Annotated in this window: 12 protein-coding genes; 8 read left to right on the forward strand and 4 right to left on the reverse strand. The window is 58.8% G+C overall.

Annotated features, from left to right (window positions below; translation table 11 throughout):
* Positions 1–15: 15 nt before the first annotated feature.
* Both AAHE99_RS06610 and AAHE99_RS06615 read left to right on the forward strand, forming a co-directional pair.
* On the forward strand, positions 16–270 hold the full coding sequence (locus AAHE99_RS06610) for a YfhL family 4Fe-4S dicluster ferredoxin (protein WP_342115646.1): 255 nt from the start codon (positions 16–18) through the stop codon (positions 268–270).
* Between the two features lie 64 nt (positions 271–334).
* Positions 335–937, forward strand: coding sequence for a chalcone isomerase family protein (locus AAHE99_RS06615; protein ID WP_342115648.1), 603 nt, complete (start codon positions 335–337; stop codon positions 935–937).
* Between the two features lie 19 nt (positions 938–956).
* On the opposite strand, the gene AAHE99_RS06620 is transcribed toward AAHE99_RS06615, so the two are convergent.
* The gene (locus AAHE99_RS06620) at positions 957–1,220 is read right to left on the reverse strand and encodes a hypothetical protein (protein WP_342115650.1); all 264 of its coding nucleotides are present in this window, start codon (positions 1,218–1,220) and stop codon (positions 957–959) included.
* Positions 1,221–1,322: 102 nt separating this feature from the next.
* On the opposite strand from AAHE99_RS06620, the gene AAHE99_RS06625 reads away from it, so the two are divergent.
* Complete coding sequence (locus tag AAHE99_RS06625; RefSeq protein ID WP_342115652.1) at positions 1,323–2,291, forward strand: LysR family transcriptional regulator; 969 nt, start codon at positions 1,323–1,325, stop codon at positions 2,289–2,291.
* A gap of 128 nt (positions 2,292–2,419) precedes the next feature.
* On the opposite strand, the gene putA is transcribed toward AAHE99_RS06625, so the two are convergent.
* Positions 2,420–6,049: a trifunctional transcriptional regulator/proline dehydrogenase/L-glutamate gamma-semialdehyde dehydrogenase gene (putA, locus tag AAHE99_RS06630; RefSeq protein WP_342115654.1), complete on the reverse strand. Its 3,630-nt coding sequence runs from the start codon at positions 6,047–6,049 to the stop codon at positions 2,420–2,422.
* Between the two features lie 212 nt (positions 6,050–6,261).
* Here putA and AAHE99_RS06635 point away from each other — a divergent pair, with 212 nt between their 5' ends.
* On the forward strand, positions 6,262–6,717 hold the full coding sequence (locus AAHE99_RS06635) for an Lrp/AsnC ligand binding domain-containing protein (RefSeq protein WP_161024199.1): 456 nt from the start codon (positions 6,262–6,264) through the stop codon (positions 6,715–6,717).
* Here the strand turns inward: AAHE99_RS06635 and AAHE99_RS06640 are convergent.
* Positions 6,710–7,414, reverse strand: a complete 705-nt coding sequence (locus AAHE99_RS06640; RefSeq protein ID WP_342115658.1) for a 5'-methylthioadenosine/adenosylhomocysteine nucleosidase — start codon at positions 7,412–7,414, stop codon at positions 6,710–6,712. The genes AAHE99_RS06635 and AAHE99_RS06640 overlap by 8 nt on opposite strands.
* A 223-nt stretch (positions 7,415–7,637) precedes the next feature.
* Positions 7,638–10,613 carry a bifunctional diguanylate cyclase/phosphodiesterase gene (locus tag AAHE99_RS06645; protein ID WP_342115660.1) on the reverse strand — a complete coding sequence of 992 codons (2,976 nt, stop codon included), beginning with the start codon at positions 10,611–10,613 and terminating at the stop codon, positions 7,638–7,640.
* A 314-nt stretch (positions 10,614–10,927) separates the two neighbouring features.
* Between AAHE99_RS06645 and AAHE99_RS06650 the strand changes: the two genes are divergently transcribed.
* From AAHE99_RS06650 to AAHE99_RS06665, 4 genes are read left to right on the forward strand one after another with little or no spacing between them, the layout of a single operon-like run.
* Positions 10,928–11,965 (forward strand): NAD(P)H-dependent flavin oxidoreductase, encoded by a 1,038-nt coding sequence (locus tag AAHE99_RS06650; RefSeq protein WP_342115662.1) that lies wholly within the window; start codon positions 10,928–10,930, stop codon positions 11,963–11,965.
* A 12-nt stretch (positions 11,966–11,977) separates the two neighbouring features.
* A complete protein-coding gene (locus tag AAHE99_RS06655; protein WP_342115665.1) occupies positions 11,978–13,582 on the forward strand; it encodes a GMC family oxidoreductase in 1,605 nt (534 codons plus the stop codon).
* Between the two features lie 18 nt (positions 13,583–13,600).
* A complete protein-coding gene (locus AAHE99_RS06660; RefSeq protein ID WP_342115667.1) occupies positions 13,601–14,350 on the forward strand; it encodes an ABC transporter ATP-binding protein in 750 nt (249 codons plus the stop codon).
* Positions 14,347–15,051 carry an ABC transporter ATP-binding protein gene (locus AAHE99_RS06665; RefSeq protein ID WP_342115668.1) on the forward strand — a complete coding sequence of 235 codons (705 nt, stop codon included), beginning with the start codon at positions 14,347–14,349 and terminating at the stop codon, positions 15,049–15,051. Before AAHE99_RS06660 ends, AAHE99_RS06665 begins: the two co-directional genes overlap by 4 nt.
* Positions 15,052–15,057: the final 6 nt, after the last annotated feature.

Here is a 15,057-nt window from a genome sequence, read left to right on the forward strand (position 1 = left end):
GTAGCGAGTATTGCCATGGCTTTAATGATTACCGACGACTGCATCAATTGCGACGTGTGCGAGCCCGAGTGCCCGAATGACGCGATCTACATGGGTCCGGAGATCTACGAAATTGATCCCAACAAGTGCACCGAATGCGTGGGGCACTTTGACGAACCGCAGTGCCAGCAAGTGTGCCCGGTTTCTTGCATTCCGTTTAACCCTGATTGGCGGGAAAGCAAGGAACAGCTGATGGCCAAGTTCGAAAAGCTGCAGGCCGACAAAGGCTGATGTCTCCCCAAACGGGTAGCTCTGCGTTATATTGCAAAAGGCTACCCACACCAACGGAGACAAAATGAGCTTTACCCGCCGTACCATCCTGCAAGGTGCCGCTGCCGCCGCCCTCCTGGCCGCGACCAGCATGCCTGCATTCGCCGCTGAAATTGGCGGCATCAAATTCCCAGACACTGTCACGGTAGCCGGACAGGAACTCACGCTGAATGGCGCAGGTGTGCGCACCAAGCTGGTATTCAAAGTCTATGCGCTGGGCTTCTACCTGAAAGACAAGAAGGCCACCGTGGCCGAAGTGCTGGCTTCCCCTGGCCCGCGCCGCATCCGCATCATGCCGATGCGCGACCTGACTTCCGATGACTTCGGTATGGCCTTCATGAAAGGCCTGAACGACAATGTCAGCGCGGAAGAACGCACCAAGCTGCTGCCTCAGACCAAGGCCTTTGGCGAAATGTTCGCCCAGTTCCCGGGCTTGAAGAAGGGTGACGAGCTGATCGTCGACTGGACCCCGAACGCCGGCTCGCAGGCTTGGCTGAATGGCAAGAAGGTGGGGGAGACGCTGCCGGATGTGGCGTTTTTCAACGCCATCATGCGGATCTGGATTGGCGATAAGCCGGTGGATGCCGCGCTGAAGCCGAAGCTGCTGGCGACGGCTGACGGCAAGTAATTGCTGCGCTGCGGAAGGCTCAGGCGCGGGCGGCCATGGCGCGCAGCTCGGCCACGTGGCTCGGCGAGCCTTCCATCGAATTCAGCATCCGCTTGAACATCATGGTGTCGCGCATCAGGCGGCGCTGCAGGCGTTCTTCTTTGCTCAACTTTGGCTTAACGACAAGCAGGGCAGCGCGGGCGATACCACGCAGCATCGGCTTGAACACGACGGCCAGCGCCAGCGCCAGGATCACCAGCGGCAGGAACTGTGCGAATTCGATGATGTTAATGTAAGTAGACATGGCTGTTTGTGAACCTATAGAATCTGTAGACACTATAGTGCGGCGCAACATATAACGCCAATTCCGTTTCCCGATAACAATTATTATTACGGTGAATAACCGATGAGCTTTCTGACTCTGGACCTGAATCTGCTGCGCGTCTTCGATGCCGTAATGACCGAGCAGAACCTGACGCGCGCCGCCGGCCACCTGGCCATGACGCAGCCCGCGGTGTCGAACGCCATCAAGCGCCTGCGCGAAAGCCTGGGTGATGATTTGCTGATCCGCACTGCATACGGCGTGAAGCCGACCCCGCGTGCGGAGGCGCTGTGGCCGCAGGTACGCAGCGCGCTGGCCTCGCTGGAGGCCGCTGTGACGCCGGGGACGTTTGACGTCTCCAAGACCCACGCCACCTTCCGCATGGCGATGGCGGATGCCACGGCGGCGTTCTGGCTGCCTTCCCTGATGCGCTCGATTGAACGCGAAGCGCCGGGCGTGAACATCCGCATGGTTCCTTTGACAACCCGCGAACCGCGTCCCATGCTGCTACGTGGGGATATCGACCTGGCGGTCGGCTTCTTCCCGGGCGTGGCGGCACAGCTGATGAGCGAACCAAGCTCGCCGATCCGCCATGAACGGCTATATTCCGGTATTTACGTCGCCGTGATGCGACGCGGCCACCCGCTGGCCAAGCAAGACCTCACGCTGGACAACTATTGCGCCGCCAACCACTTGCTGGTCAGCTTCTCCGGCCGCGCGCATGGCCTGGTGGACGAAGCGCTGGCCCAAATGCAGCGCGAACGCCGCATCTTGCTGACGGTAAACCAATTCTTCACCGCCGGCCGTGTGGTTGCCAATAGCGACCTGATCACCGTACTGCCGAAGCACCTGATCGCCTCGACAGGCATGACCGACGCTTTGATCTACAAAGAGCTACCATTCCCGCTCCCCGCCGTGCACCTCGACATGCTCTGGCACGAACGCGACGCCCGCAGCCCCGCCCACAAATGGCTGCGGGGGCATCTGGAAAGCATGAACACCGTCGCCCAAAAAACCGCCCCCGGCACCAACCCCAAGAGCGATACCTACTGACCAGCCCGTGTCCCACCATGGGGTTGCCCCTAGGGGCGAAGTGAGACACAGCCTCTAGCATTGCGTGCTTGTGTCCGTGTCCCGGCTGGGGTGTGACCCCATGGTGGGACACGGGCTGAGCTGTGAGATTAGGCTTCGAGGGTCATCAGGCTGGCGTTGCCGCCGGCGGCGGTGGTGTTGACGCACAGGGCGCGTTCGGCGATCAGGCGCCACAGGGGGATGTCGCCTTCTTCCGTTGTGTCGATGATCGATACAATCGCGCCGTCACGGGCGGCGAGCTCTGGGCGCAGCTTGGCGGCCAGACTGCATTCCACCAGGGCGATCTGGAACTCGGCTTTCGCGAGATCGGCGGCGCTGACGGTCTGGATCGCGGCTTTCACTTCTGCTGGCAGGTCTGCCGGCAGGCTTCCTTCCACTACCAGGGCGCGGTTGCCGGTCGCGAGGGCGGCGGCTACCTGGTTCAGCAGCACCTCGGCATTCGTTGCGAAGCAGGCGATGTTGCCGCGTGGGACGTAGGCCAGGGTGTTGCGCTCGCCGGTTGGACCCGGCAGGGCGGTGAAGCTGCCTACCGGGGTGGTGCGCAGGTAGTTTTCAATGTGGGCGGACAAGCGTTCCTTGCCCTGTGCCTTGGCCCATGCGGCCAGCGAGTCGATTGCCGGGAGGGCGGCGCGTTCGTGGCGGTCCAGGACCACGGCGCCGCGCTGCAGGCGCTTGAGGTACAGCGGGCCGCCGGCTTTCGGGCCGGTGCCGGATTTGCCTTCGCCGCCGAACGGCTGCACGCCAACCACGGCGCCAACGATGTTGCGGTTGACGTAGATGTTGCCGACGTGGGCGCTGGAGGTGATGTAGTCGATGGTTTCATCGATACGCGAATGTACACCCAGAGTCAGGCCGAAACCGCTGCCGTTGATCTGTTCGATCACTTTCGGCAGTTCGGAGCGCTTGTAGCGGATCACGTGCATCACTGGGCCGAACACTTCCTTGGTCAGCTCGGACAGGGAACCGATTTCCAGTACGGTCGGCGGCACGAAAGTGCCTTCGTCGGCGCCTGGCACATCCAGCGAGAAGCTGGCTTTGGCGTGGGCGCGGACTTTCTCGATATGCGACAGCAGGTTTTGCTGCGCTTCCTTGTCGATCACCGGGCCGATATCGGTCACCAGGCGGTCCGGGCTGCCAATCTTCAGTTCCTTCATCGCGCCTTTGAGCATCTTGATGGTCTTGTCGGCGATATCTTCCTGCAAGAACAGCACGCGCAGCGCGGAGCAGCGCTGGCCGGCACTATCGAAGGCGGACGAAATCGCGTCACCCACCACCTGCTCCGGCAGGGAGGAGGAATCGACGATCATCGCGTTCTGGCCGCCGGTTTCGGCGATCAGCGGGATATCGACGTTTTCCGCCGCGGCGCGCTTGGCCAGGGTGCGGTTGATCAGCTGCGCCACTTCGGTGGAGCCAGTGAAGATCACGCCCTTGACACGGGCATCGTTACACAGGCCTGCGCCAACCACTTCGCCGCGGCCCGGCAGGAATTGCAAGGCAGCGCGCGGTACGCCAGCTTGGTGCAGCAGTTCCACTGCGCGCTGGGCGATCAGCGGGGTTTGTTCTGCCGGTTTTGCCAGCACGACGTTGCCGGCGGCCAGTGCGGCTGCCGCCTGGCCGGTAAAGATCGCCAGCGGGAAGTTCCAAGGGCTGATGCAGGTCACGGGACCCAGCGCCAGGGTGTTGGTCGAACCGCGCACCTGTACGGCGTAGTAGCGCAGGAAGTCGACCGCTTCGCGTACTTCGGCAATCGCGTTCGGCAGCGATTTGCCGGCTTCGCGTACGGCCAGCGCCATCAGTTCCAGCTTGTGCTGCTCGAACAGGTCGGCGGCGCGGTCCAGGCATGCGGCGCGTTCGGACGGTTCGGTGGTTTGCCAGTCCATGGCGAAGTGGCTGGCGGCGTTCAGGGCGTTGTTGACGTCTTCGGCGGTCGCTTCGGTCACGGCGCCCACGATGTCGTCTTTGCGCGCTGGATTCACCACCGGGGCGGAAGTCTGGCCGGCGCTGGCGGGCACCGCCAGCAGGGGGCCGGCAGTCCAGCTGCGCGGCTGCGCCAGGGCTGCGGCAACTTCGCGCAGTACATCTTCATTCGCAAAGTCGATGCCGGTGGAGTTCTTACGCTCAGCGCCGAACATATCCAGCGGCAGGGCGATGGCGTTGTGCGGCACGCCGTTCAGGGCGCGTGCGGCTTCGATCGGGTTGGTGATCAGGGAGTCGACCGGGATGCTTTCGTCAACGATCTGGTTCACGAAGGACGAATTGGCGCCGTTCTCCAGCAGGCGGCGTACCAGGTAGGCCAGCAGGGTTTCGTGCGAGCCGACTGGGGCGTAGATACGGCAAGCCTTGTCGAGGTTTTCCGAACCGACCACCTGGTCGTACAAGGTCTCGCCCATGCCGTGCAGGCACTGGAATTCGTAGCCGGAGATGCCGTCACGCTTGGCCCAGGTGTAGATCGTGGACAGGGTTTGCGCGTTGTGGGTGGCGAACTGCGGGTAAATCACGTCGGTCGCGGCCAGCAGGCGCTGGGCGCAAGCCAGGTAGGACACGTCGGTGTAGACCTTGCGGGTGTAGACCGGATAGCCAGGCATGCCGTCAACCTGGGCGCGCTTGATTTCAGCATCCCAGTAAGCGCCCTTCACCAGGCGCACCATGAATTTGCGGCCGCTGCGCTTGGCCAGGTCGACCAGGTAGTCGATCACGAACGGGCAGCGCTTCTGGTAAGCCTGCACCACGAAGCCGATACCGTCAAAACCTTCCAGTTCAGGGTTGAAGGCCATCGCTTCCATCAAATCCAGCGACAGTTCCAGGCGGTCTGCTTCTTCGGCGTCGATATTCAGGCCGATGTTATAACCCTTGGCCAGTTTGACCAGCTCGGTCAGGCGCGGCAGCAGTTCGGACATCACGCGATCGCGCTGTGCGCGGCTATAGCGTGGATGCAGGGCGGACAGTTTGACGGAAATGCCAGGGCCATTGCGGATGCCACGGCCGTTCGAGGCCTTGCCAATTGCGTGGATCGCTTTTTCGTAGGCTGCGTAGTAGTTGGCTGCATCGGCTTCGGTTAGCGCTGCTTCGCCCAGCATGTCGTAGGAGTAGCGGTAGCCGCGCGCTTCGTTGTCTTTGCCGTTCTTGATCGCTTCGTCGATGGTCTGGCCGGTCACGAACTGGTTGCCCAGCATGCGCATCGCCAGATCGACGCCCTTGCGGATCAGCGGTTCGCCGCCTTTGGCGATCAGGCTGGTAATGGCCGAACCCAGGCCATCTTCGCTGGAGGAGCTGACCAGCTTGCCGGTAATCAGCAGGCCCCAGGTGGCTGCGTTGACGAATAGCGAAGGCGATTCGCCCAGGTGCTTGCGCCAGTCGCCCTTGGAGATCTTGTCGGCGATCAGGCGGTCGGCAGTGGCGGAGTCGGGAATACGCAACAGTGCTTCGGCCAGGCACATCAGGGCAATGCCCTCTTCGGACGACAGCGAGAATTGATGCATCAGGGCGTCCACACCGGAAGAACGGGTGCGTTTTTCGCGAACTGCGGTCACCAGGCGCTTGGCCAGGGACTGCGCATCCTGGGTCGTTTCTGGCGCACCGATGTTAATTTGCGACAGAAGCCATTGCACAGCAGTTTGTTCGTCGCGGCGGTAAGCGGCAGTAATTGCGCTGCGCAGAGGGGTCGGATCGCGCAGGATTTCGCCTTGCAAAGCGGCGAACGGAGTGGTGTTCAGATGCATGAATGTCTCTATTGGCTGGGATATAAGTGATCGTTTGGCACCTAACAAAACACGCCCGGCAAACGCTGTTTGCGCGGGCGTGTTGTGCAGTGCAACTAATGATTCGATTGTATGCCGGAATCGCTCGGATTAATTCTGGTAATACTTTGTACTAGCAATAGATAGTTTTTGGTGCGAGAATTTGACCAAATAAAATTAATCGTGGAGATGTAATGCTGGACAAGATCAGTAAGAAAATTCTGGCTGAGCTGCAAAGCGACGGCCGAATTAGTAACGTTGAACTGGCTGCGCGAGTGAATTTGTCGCCAGCGGCATGCCTTGAGCGAGTGCGAAAATTGCACGAAGCCGGGTACATCATGGGCTACACGGCTCAACTGAATCCGCAGCTGTTAGATGTTTCGCTGCTGGTCTTCATCGAAGTCGTGCTGGATCGCACGACTCCGGAGGTTTTTGATGCCTTCAAACATTCGGTCCAGCTGATTCCCGAAGTTCTGGAATGCCATATGGTTGCCGGCGGTTTTGACTACCTGGTCAAGGCTCGCGTGAAGGACATGGCGGCCTATCGCGAGTTCCTCGGTAAAACCTTGCTGCAGAAAGGGGTCCGTGAGACCCACACTTATGCAGTGATGGAAGAAGTCAAAAACACTACCAAACTGCCTATCAAGTAAGCGATTTGCAGAAATTCTGGATGACGCCGTAGGCGTAGCGAGAGGCGACGGTTTGCACAAAGTGCATGAAATCCGTCGCCGCTTCTTCATTGGCGTTGTCCGAAATCGTCCTCATAATTGCAAACGGTATTCCCAGTTCATGACAAACCTGGGCTACCGCTGCTCCTTCCATTTCCACTGCCAATAAATCAGGCAGTGCGTCTTTCAGGGTTGCCAAATGGGCCCTGTCTTTGATGAATTGATCTCCGCTGCCAATCAGGCCGCGATGCACTTGTGCGTCGTTTTGCAGGAATTCGCGTGTAGCCAAGCTTAGCTTCAGGCTCATTTCGCGGTCTGTAGGCATGCGCGATAGCCCGGTTAATGGGATTTCAAAGCGGGGAAACAAAGGGCTGGCATCAAAATCGTGTTGAGCCAGGGAATCCGCAACCACCACGTCTCCAACTTGAACCCCTAAGTCTGCAGAACCGGCAACGCCGGTAAAGATGATGTGGGTAACGTTGAACTTCTCCACAAGCGTTGCAGCTGTCACAGCAGCAGCAACCTTGCCAATTCGCGATAAAACAGCCACAGAATCGATTTTCCAGAGTTTTCCAGCCGTGTACTCACGTTTGCCGTGGATGAGCTTGTAGGGGCTCTCCATGGCTTCCAGCAGACCTTGTTGCTCTTCTGCTAAGGCTGAGATGATTCCGAGACGCATGCGCGAGTTGTCCTCTATTTATTTAAAGTTGTATACGAAAGGATAGTAGTAGATAGTAAACGCGACCCTGTCTGTGGATAAAGCTGTTAACATCCACAGAATCAGAAGTTTACGAATTGTAGAACTGGCTGGACAAGAACTGCATGTAAACCGGATGAGTTCTGAACAATTTTTGTGCGTGAACTCAAAAATGGCGTTTACGCACATTCGATCCTGTGGATATTCATTGAGTTATCAACAGGTGGTGCAGTTTTGGGGCTGAAATGGGCTCTCCAAACAGGTATCCCTGGCCAAAATCGCAACCTGCGGCCATCAAAATTTCCAGTTGTGCTTCGGTTTCTATCTTTTCCGCGATGACCCGGATGCCAAGTTTGTGGGCCATGGAGACAATCGCTTCGCAAAGCGCCTGGTTTTCGGTAAAGCTGGTGTCCAGTTTGAGGAAATCGATCTTGAATCGCTTCAGGAAGTTCAGCGATGAGTAGCCGTGGCCGAAATCATCCAGAGAAATCTGCATATTGGCGTCCCTCAGCGACTGCACCCGTTCCACTACTTCCCGGTTGGCTTCCAGCAGCAGGCTTTCCGTTACCTCGATAATCATGGAATGCGGGGGAAGTGCCTGCTGTTTGAGCAGCGCCAGCCAGTGATCGACTCCCACGGCCTCGTGACGAAACTGCCAGGCCGATTTGTTCACACAGACCTGGAAGCCATTGCCGAATTCCGCAGCCTGGGTGGCAGCCTCCTGGAACACCCATTCGCCGATCGATTCAATTACGCCGGTGTTTTCGGCGACGCCTATGAATTCGGCTGGCTTAAGCAGGCCGCGTAAAGGGTGCTGCCAGCGGATCAGGGCTTCTGCCATTTGCACCTTTCCGGTAGCCAGGTTGCGGATCGGCTGGAACAGCAGCCTTAACTCCTTGTTTTTCAATGCGTTACGCAGCTCGTTGGCGAGCTCGATACGCATTTTGCTGGCTTCCTGCATGAAGGGGGCGAAGTAGCTGAAGCGGTTGCGGCCCTGCTGCTTGGCCAGGTACATCGCCTGGTCGGCATATTTGATGAGGATTTCCGCGTCGGTGGCGTCGTCTGGGAAAAGGGCGATGCCGATGCTGCCGGATATTTGGGCAAGTTCATGCTTTAGCTGGAAAGGCTTGGCCAGGGTATGCAGGATGTCCTGCACGATCCTGACCACATCGCCCGGTTCTTTCAGCTCGCTCAGGATGACGGTGAATTCGTCTCCTCCCAGCCGGGCGACGGTATCGGTATTGCGCACGCATTGGTGCAGACGGTCTGCCACTTGTTTAAGCAAGATGTCGCCAAAGTCATGCCCCAGGTTGTCGTTGACGGCCTTGAATCCATCCAGGTCGATGAACAGCAAAGCCATTGGCAGCTGGTCGCGGGCGGATTTTTTGATTTCCTGGCGCAGGCGGTCGTTGAACATGCGCCGGTTGGGCAGGCCGGTCAGAGTATCGAAATTGGCTTGTTTCCAGATCGCTTCCTCGGTGGCCTTCTTTTTCGTGATATCGGTGAATAGCGCGACGTGGCGCAGGGCATTGCCGTGGTCATCGAATACGGTGTTGAAGCGCAGGGAGACCAGGTAGTGGTCGCCATTCTTATGCTGGTGCCAGATTTCACCCTCCCAGTAGCCGGTGTGTGTGATCGTCTGGCGCATGCGGCTGAAGAATTTGATGTCCTGCTGGCCGGAAGTTAGTTCGTAGGAGAGGTGGCCAAGGACTTCGTCGGGCGCGTAGCCACTGATACGGGAGAAGGCTGGATTGACGGAGAGGATACGGCCGTCTGCATCGGTGACCATCATGCCTTCACTGGCATTTTCATACATGAGGGTCGCCAACTTGCTCGATTCTTCGTGCTTTTTGCGCTCGCTGATGTCTTCTGCCATGACGAACAGGCCAATAACGTTGCCGTTTTCATCGCGATCGGGAACGTAGCTGATGGCATCGCAGCATAGGCGGCCTTCGCGATCGATGTGACGTTCAAAGCTTATGGTCTCTCCAGCGAAGGCGCGGTCCAGGAATGGCTTGGTCTCTGCGTAGATTGCCGGCGGGAGTACTTGCTGAAGATTGTCGCCAGTGCCGTAAATTTCAGCAAAGCGGCGATTTTTGAAGGTGTATTGTTCGTCGCGGTTGATGTAGGCGATCACGATAGGCAGGTTATCGGCGATCAGGCGCAGGCGCTGCTCGCTGTAGGCCAGTTTTCTTTCGGTTTCAGCGGATGTGACGTAGAGCGCGCGGATGCGTTGTTCGCGTTCCTCCGATGCGGCGTAGGAATGCAGGGTAAAGATGTTTGCTGCGGCGATCAGCAGAAAAATCAGGAACAGTGCTACGCCGGCGATCAGCAAATGCCGTTGGGAGATCAAGGCCAGGCCGACATTGGAACTGCCAACCGTGACAACCAGCGGTAGGTTGGGCAATTTGCGGTAGCTGGCAATACGTGAACGTTTGTCGATAGGGCTGATGGTTTCGATTGTTCCAGTCGGGGAAGTTTGAAGTGCGCGGTAGATGTTTGAATCCTTGATGTCGCGATTAAAGGTTTCTTCGAATAGCGGTGCGCGAGCAATGACTTTGCCGGTAGTGTGGATCAGGGCGATAGTGACGTCGTCGCTCAGGCGTGAATTTTCGAAGGTTTCGCCAAGCCGGCTTGCATCAATGGGCGCCACGATGACGCCGAGGAAATCGCCTTTGGCGCTTTCAACTCGGCGGCTCAGGAAAAAAAGTTTTGTCTTTGAGATGCGACCGCGTGTGGGCTCGCTGATATAGAGCTGGTTTCCAGGTTTGAGTTGGGCCCGGAAGTAGTCGCGATCGACGTAACTGATGCCTTTGACCGGAATATCGCGTGAACTGGCGATCGCAAAGCCATTTGGATCCAGAAAAGTGATCCAGAAACTGTTGCCAAACATCGCTCCACGCGAAGAAAGCAGGCCATCAACGGTTTGGGGCGTATAGGGGGCGACTTTGATGGCATTGGAAAAGCCAAGTAAAGCAATGTCCGACAGCTGGATTGTGCTCAGTACCTGGGCTTCGATAGCCCGTGCGTAGTGCTGGGTTTGTTGGCGGATAGCCTGTTCACGGTCGCGTGCAGATGAGAGAAGTTGCCATGCGACTACTGCTGTGGCGAGCAGGGCGAGCATGGACATGGTGACGAGTAATCGCCGGCGAAAGCGTCGATAGGCGTCGGAGGTCGACAAGAGGTTCTCCAGCCAGGTTGCATGGAACAACTTGCCTGTTCAGTATAGATGATCGCGTCTGAGAGTTTTGTTTACGTTAGATTAGTGTGTATACAAAGTAGTAGTGGTTGTTAACAACCCCGACTTTCTGTGGATAAGTCCACCTTGCGGAAAAAAATCAGGGGTTTACGCGCTGTATAAGGCGTCGAGTAAACCTTGCGTGGGATGGGAACTGTTTTTGGACAATTTTTCGGCATTTTGAGGAAGTTCGGTTTACTCACAATCGATGCCTGTGGATATTCATAGCGTTATCCACAGGTCGGAAGGGGTAGAAAATGGCTTTGAGGTCGATTTTTCCAGTTCCGATCATCCAGGGACCGATGGCAGGCGGTGCAAATACGCCTGCCATGGTGGCTGCGGTGTCGAATGCGGGCGGGTTGGGGTCAATCGGTGCCGGCATGCTGCCGCTCGATACGATCCACGCCCAGGTCGCCGAGGTGCGGCGGCTGACTTCGCGGCCATTCATGCTGAATTTCTTCGTGCAGGGAGTGCCATCGCCGTCGCCGCAGGAGGTGGAGCGTGCGGTTGGTTTGTTGCGGCCGGTTTGGAGTTCGCTTGGCTGGCCGGAGCTGCCCAAGCCTGCCAAATGGTGTGAAGACTTTGCCGCGCAATTCGAACTGCTGCTGGAATTGAAGCCGGCCGTGGCCAGTTTTACTTTCGATATTCTTGAGGCGCCGCAGGTGAAACGCCTGCATGACGCGGGCATTTTCGTGATCGGAACCGTCACTACGGTGGAGGAGGCCCTGGCGTGGCAAGCTGTCGGCGCGGATGCGATTGTCGCTTCGGGCGTGGAATCGGGCGGGCATCGTGGCACTTTCATCGGCGAGCAGTCGTCTGCGGTGCTGGAAGCGATTCCTTTACTGGCGGCAGCACTGGAAGCGGTGAAGATTCCCGTTATCTCGGCTGGGAACATCATGAGCGGCGAAGATATCCGCGCACGGCTGGCGCTGGGCGCTGCTGCGGTGCAGATGGGGACGGCCTTCATGGTCACTGACGAATCGGGCTTGCCTGTGGCTTATAAGGAGCGTTTGCTCGCCGCGCAGGGCAATCCGACGCGCCTGACACGTGCGTTTTCCGGCCGGCTGGCGCGCGGCATCGAGAACCGGTTCATGCAGCAGATGGCCGAGGTGGAGGCGGATGTACCTGCCTATCCTGTGCAGAACGCGCTGACCGGCAGTATCCGCGCCGAAGCCGCCAAGCGTGGCGACGCTGAATTGTTATCGCTGTGGGCCGGGACGGGCGTTGCACGCTCGCGTGCCATGCCGACGGCGAAATTGATGGAAACCCTGATCGCGGAAATCGACCAATCCTGACCTGGAGCGCACTTGGAATCTGCCGGCCTGTTTGACTACATCATTGTTGGCGGAGGGACTGCGGGTTGTGTGCTCGCCAATCGCCTGACGCAAAATCCAAAGAATGAAGTATTGCTGATCGAGGCGGGAGGGAAGGACGATTACGTCTGGATCCACATCCCGGTTGGCTATCTCCATTGCATCAACAATCCGCGCACCGACTGGTTATTCCGCACCGAAGCCGATCCTGGCCTGGGTGGCCGCAGCCTGATTTACCCGCGCGGTAAAGTACTCGGCGGCAGTTCCTCGATCAACGGCATGATCTATATGCGCGGCCAATCCAGCGATTACGATCATTGGGCCGAATTGTGCGGCGACCCAAGCTGGCGCTGGTCGGAGGTTTTGCCCTTGTTCCGCAAGAGCGAAGACCATTACGGCGGCGCTTCGGACTTCCACGGCGCCGGCGGTGAATGGCGCGTTGAAAAGCAGCGCCTGCGCTGGGATATCCTCGATGCCTTCCGTGATGCGGCCGAACAGACGGGCATTCCAAAAGTTGAAGACTTCAACCGCGGCGACAATTTCGGCTGCTCCTACTTTGAAGTGAACCAGAAGCGCGGCATCCGCTGGAATACGGCCAAGGCCTTCCTGCGCGCTGCGACCAGGCGCCCTAACCTCACGCTGATGACGGGCTGCCATGTGGAGAAGCTGGTGTTGGAGGAGGGCGCCTGCAAGGGCGTGATTTTCACCGGCGGCGGCACGCGCTGGAACGCTGAGGCGAAGCGCGAAACGCTGCTGGCGGCGGGCGCGATCGGCACGCCGCAAATACTGCAGCTGTCCGGCATCGGGCCTGCGGACGTGCTGGCTCAAGCCGGTGTGCAGCCGGTGCTCGACCTGCCCGGCGTCGGCGCCAACCTGCAGGACCATTTGCAACTGCGCATGGTGTTCCAGGTGGAGGGCGCACGCACGCTGAACACCCTGGCTGCAAGCTGGCTGGGCAAGGCCCGCATTGGCCTTGAATATGCGCTGTTCCAGAGTGGGCCGATGTCGATGGCGCCGTCCCAGCTGGGCGCTTTTGCGCGCTCGGGTCCGGAGCAGGCCACGCCGAACCTGGAATACCACGTCCAGCCGCTGTCGCTTGAGCGTTTTGGCGAGCCGCTGCACGACTTCCCTGCTTTCACGGCCAGCGTGTGCAACCTGCGGCCGACTTCGCGCGGCCATGTGCGCATCGCTTCCGCCGACTCGTACGCGCCGCCCAAAATTATGCCGATGTACCTGAGCACCGACGAAGACCGGCACGTCGCAGCGGCTGCACTGAACCTTACGCGCAAGATCGTTTCGGCGCCGGCACTGGCGAAATATAGGCCGCTGGAATGCAGACCCGGTGTGCAATTTCGCACCGATGAGGAGCTGGCGGTGGCAGCTGGCGCGATCGGCACCACCATTTTCCACCCTGTGGGCACCTGCAAAATGGGCCGCGCGGATGACGTTTCGGCCGTGGTTGACAGCGATCTGCGGGTTCGGGGTGTGCGGGGCCTGCGCATTGCCGACGCCTCGATCATGCCGACCATAACTTCCGGTAACACGAATTCACCAGTCATTATGATTGCGGAAAAAGCAGCGGTTTTGTGTATGATTTAGCAAAACCAGGGAGACGCAATGTCCGACTTCATCTTGGAAACAAAAAGTTTGACCAAGGAGTTCAAGGGATTCACCGCAGTCGCCAACGTGGACTTGCAAGTCCAGCGCGGGCATATCCACGCCCTGATCGGACCAAATGGCGCCGGCAAGACCACCTGCTTCAACCTGCTCACCAAATTCCTGGTGCCTACTTCGGGCCAGATCTTCTTTAACGGCAAGGACATTACCTCCCACAAGCCGGCACAGATTGCGCGCATGGGGGTGATCCGCTCATTCCAGATTTCCGCAGTCTTTCCCCACCTGACGGTGCTGGAGAACGTGCGTATCGGCCTGCAGCGCAAGCTTGGCACCACTTTCCATTTCTGGCGCAGCGAGCGCACGCTGGAGCAGCTGAATGGACGCGCGATGCAGCTGCTGGAGGAAGTCGACCTGGCTTCGTTTGCCGACACCGTAACGGTCGATATGCCTTATGGCCGCAAGCGCGCTTTGGAAATCGCCACCACGCTGGCCATGGAGCCGGAATTGATGCTGCTCGATGAACCCACGCAAGGCATGGGCCACGAAGACGTGCACCGTGTGACGGAGCTGATCAAGAAGGTCTCCGCCGGCCGCACCATCCTGATGGTTGAACACAATATGAACGTGGTTTCCGGCATCAGCGACCGCATCTCGGTCCTGCAGCGCGGCGCTGTGCTGGCGGAGGGCCCATATGCGGAAGTGTCGAAGAATCCGCAGGTGATGGAAGCATACATGGGGACCGAAGCATGACGGCCGCGCTGGAAATCAGCCAGCTGCAAGCTTGGTATGGCGAATCCCACATCCTGCATGACGTGAACCTGACCGTGAATCCCGGCGAGGTGGTGACGCTGCTGGGCCGCAATGGCGCCGGCCGCACCACCACGCTGCGCGCGATTATGGGCCTGACTGGTACGCGCAAAGGATCGATCCGCATCAACGGCCAGGAAGCGATCGGCTTGTCCACGCACAAAGTGGCCCACCTCGGCGTCGGCTATTGTCCCGAAGAGCGCGGCATTTTCGCCTCGCTCACGGCGGAGGAAAACCTGATGCTGCCGCCGGCGTTAAAGACAGGGCAGGGCATGTCGGTCGACGAAATCTACGAGATGTTCCCGAACCTGAAGGAGCGCCGCAGCAGCCAGGGCACACGCCTGTCCGGCGGCGAGCAGCAGATGCTGGCGGTGGCGCGCATCCTGCGCACCGGCGCACGCCTGCTGCTGCTGGATGAAATCTCGGAAGGGCTGGCGCCGGTGATCGTGCAAGGGCTTGCGCGCATGATCCGCACGCTGAAGGCAAAGGGCTACACGATCGTCATGGTCGAACAGAATTTCCGCTTCGCAGCGCCGCTGGCGGACCGGTTTTACGTCATGGAGCACGGAAGGATAGTTGAGAGTTTTGCGTCATCGGAACTGGAAGCCCGCATGCCGGTGTTGACCGAGCTGCTGGGCGTTTAATCATAA

It is taken from the genome of Pseudoduganella sp. OTU4001, from assembly GCF_038440195.1.
Classification (GTDB): Bacteria; Pseudomonadota; Gammaproteobacteria; order Burkholderiales; family Burkholderiaceae_D; genus Rugamonas.

Bases quoted from the DNA above. Each gene is read 5' to 3' on its own strand.
- AAHE99_RS06610 (WP_342115646.1), top strand. From the start codon at position 16: ATGGCTTTAATGATTACCGACGACTGCATCAATTGCGACGTGTGCGAG.
- AAHE99_RS06615 (WP_342115648.1), top strand. From the start codon at position 335: ATGAGCTTTACCCGCCGTACCATCCTGCAAGGTGCCGCTGCCGCCGCC.
- AAHE99_RS06620 (WP_342115650.1), bottom strand. From the start codon at position 1,220: ATGTCTACTTACATTAACATCATCGAATTCGCACAGTTCCTGCCGCTG.
- AAHE99_RS06625 (WP_342115652.1), top strand. From the start codon at position 1,323: ATGAGCTTTCTGACTCTGGACCTGAATCTGCTGCGCGTCTTCGATGCC.
- putA (WP_342115654.1), bottom strand. From the start codon at position 6,049: ATGCATCTGAACACCACTCCGTTCGCCGCTTTGCAAGGCGAAATCCTG.
- AAHE99_RS06635 (WP_161024199.1), top strand. From the start codon at position 6,262: ATGCTGGACAAGATCAGTAAGAAAATTCTGGCTGAGCTGCAAAGCGAC.
- AAHE99_RS06640 (WP_342115658.1), bottom strand. From the start codon at position 7,414: ATGCGTCTCGGAATCATCTCAGCCTTAGCAGAAGAGCAACAAGGTCTG.
- AAHE99_RS06650 (WP_342115662.1), top strand. From the start codon at position 10,928: ATGGCTTTGAGGTCGATTTTTCCAGTTCCGATCATCCAGGGACCGATG.
- AAHE99_RS06660 (WP_342115667.1), top strand. From the start codon at position 13,601: ATGTCCGACTTCATCTTGGAAACAAAAAGTTTGACCAAGGAGTTCAAG.
- AAHE99_RS06665 (WP_342115668.1), top strand. From the start codon at position 14,347: ATGACGGCCGCGCTGGAAATCAGCCAGCTGCAAGCTTGGTATGGCGAA.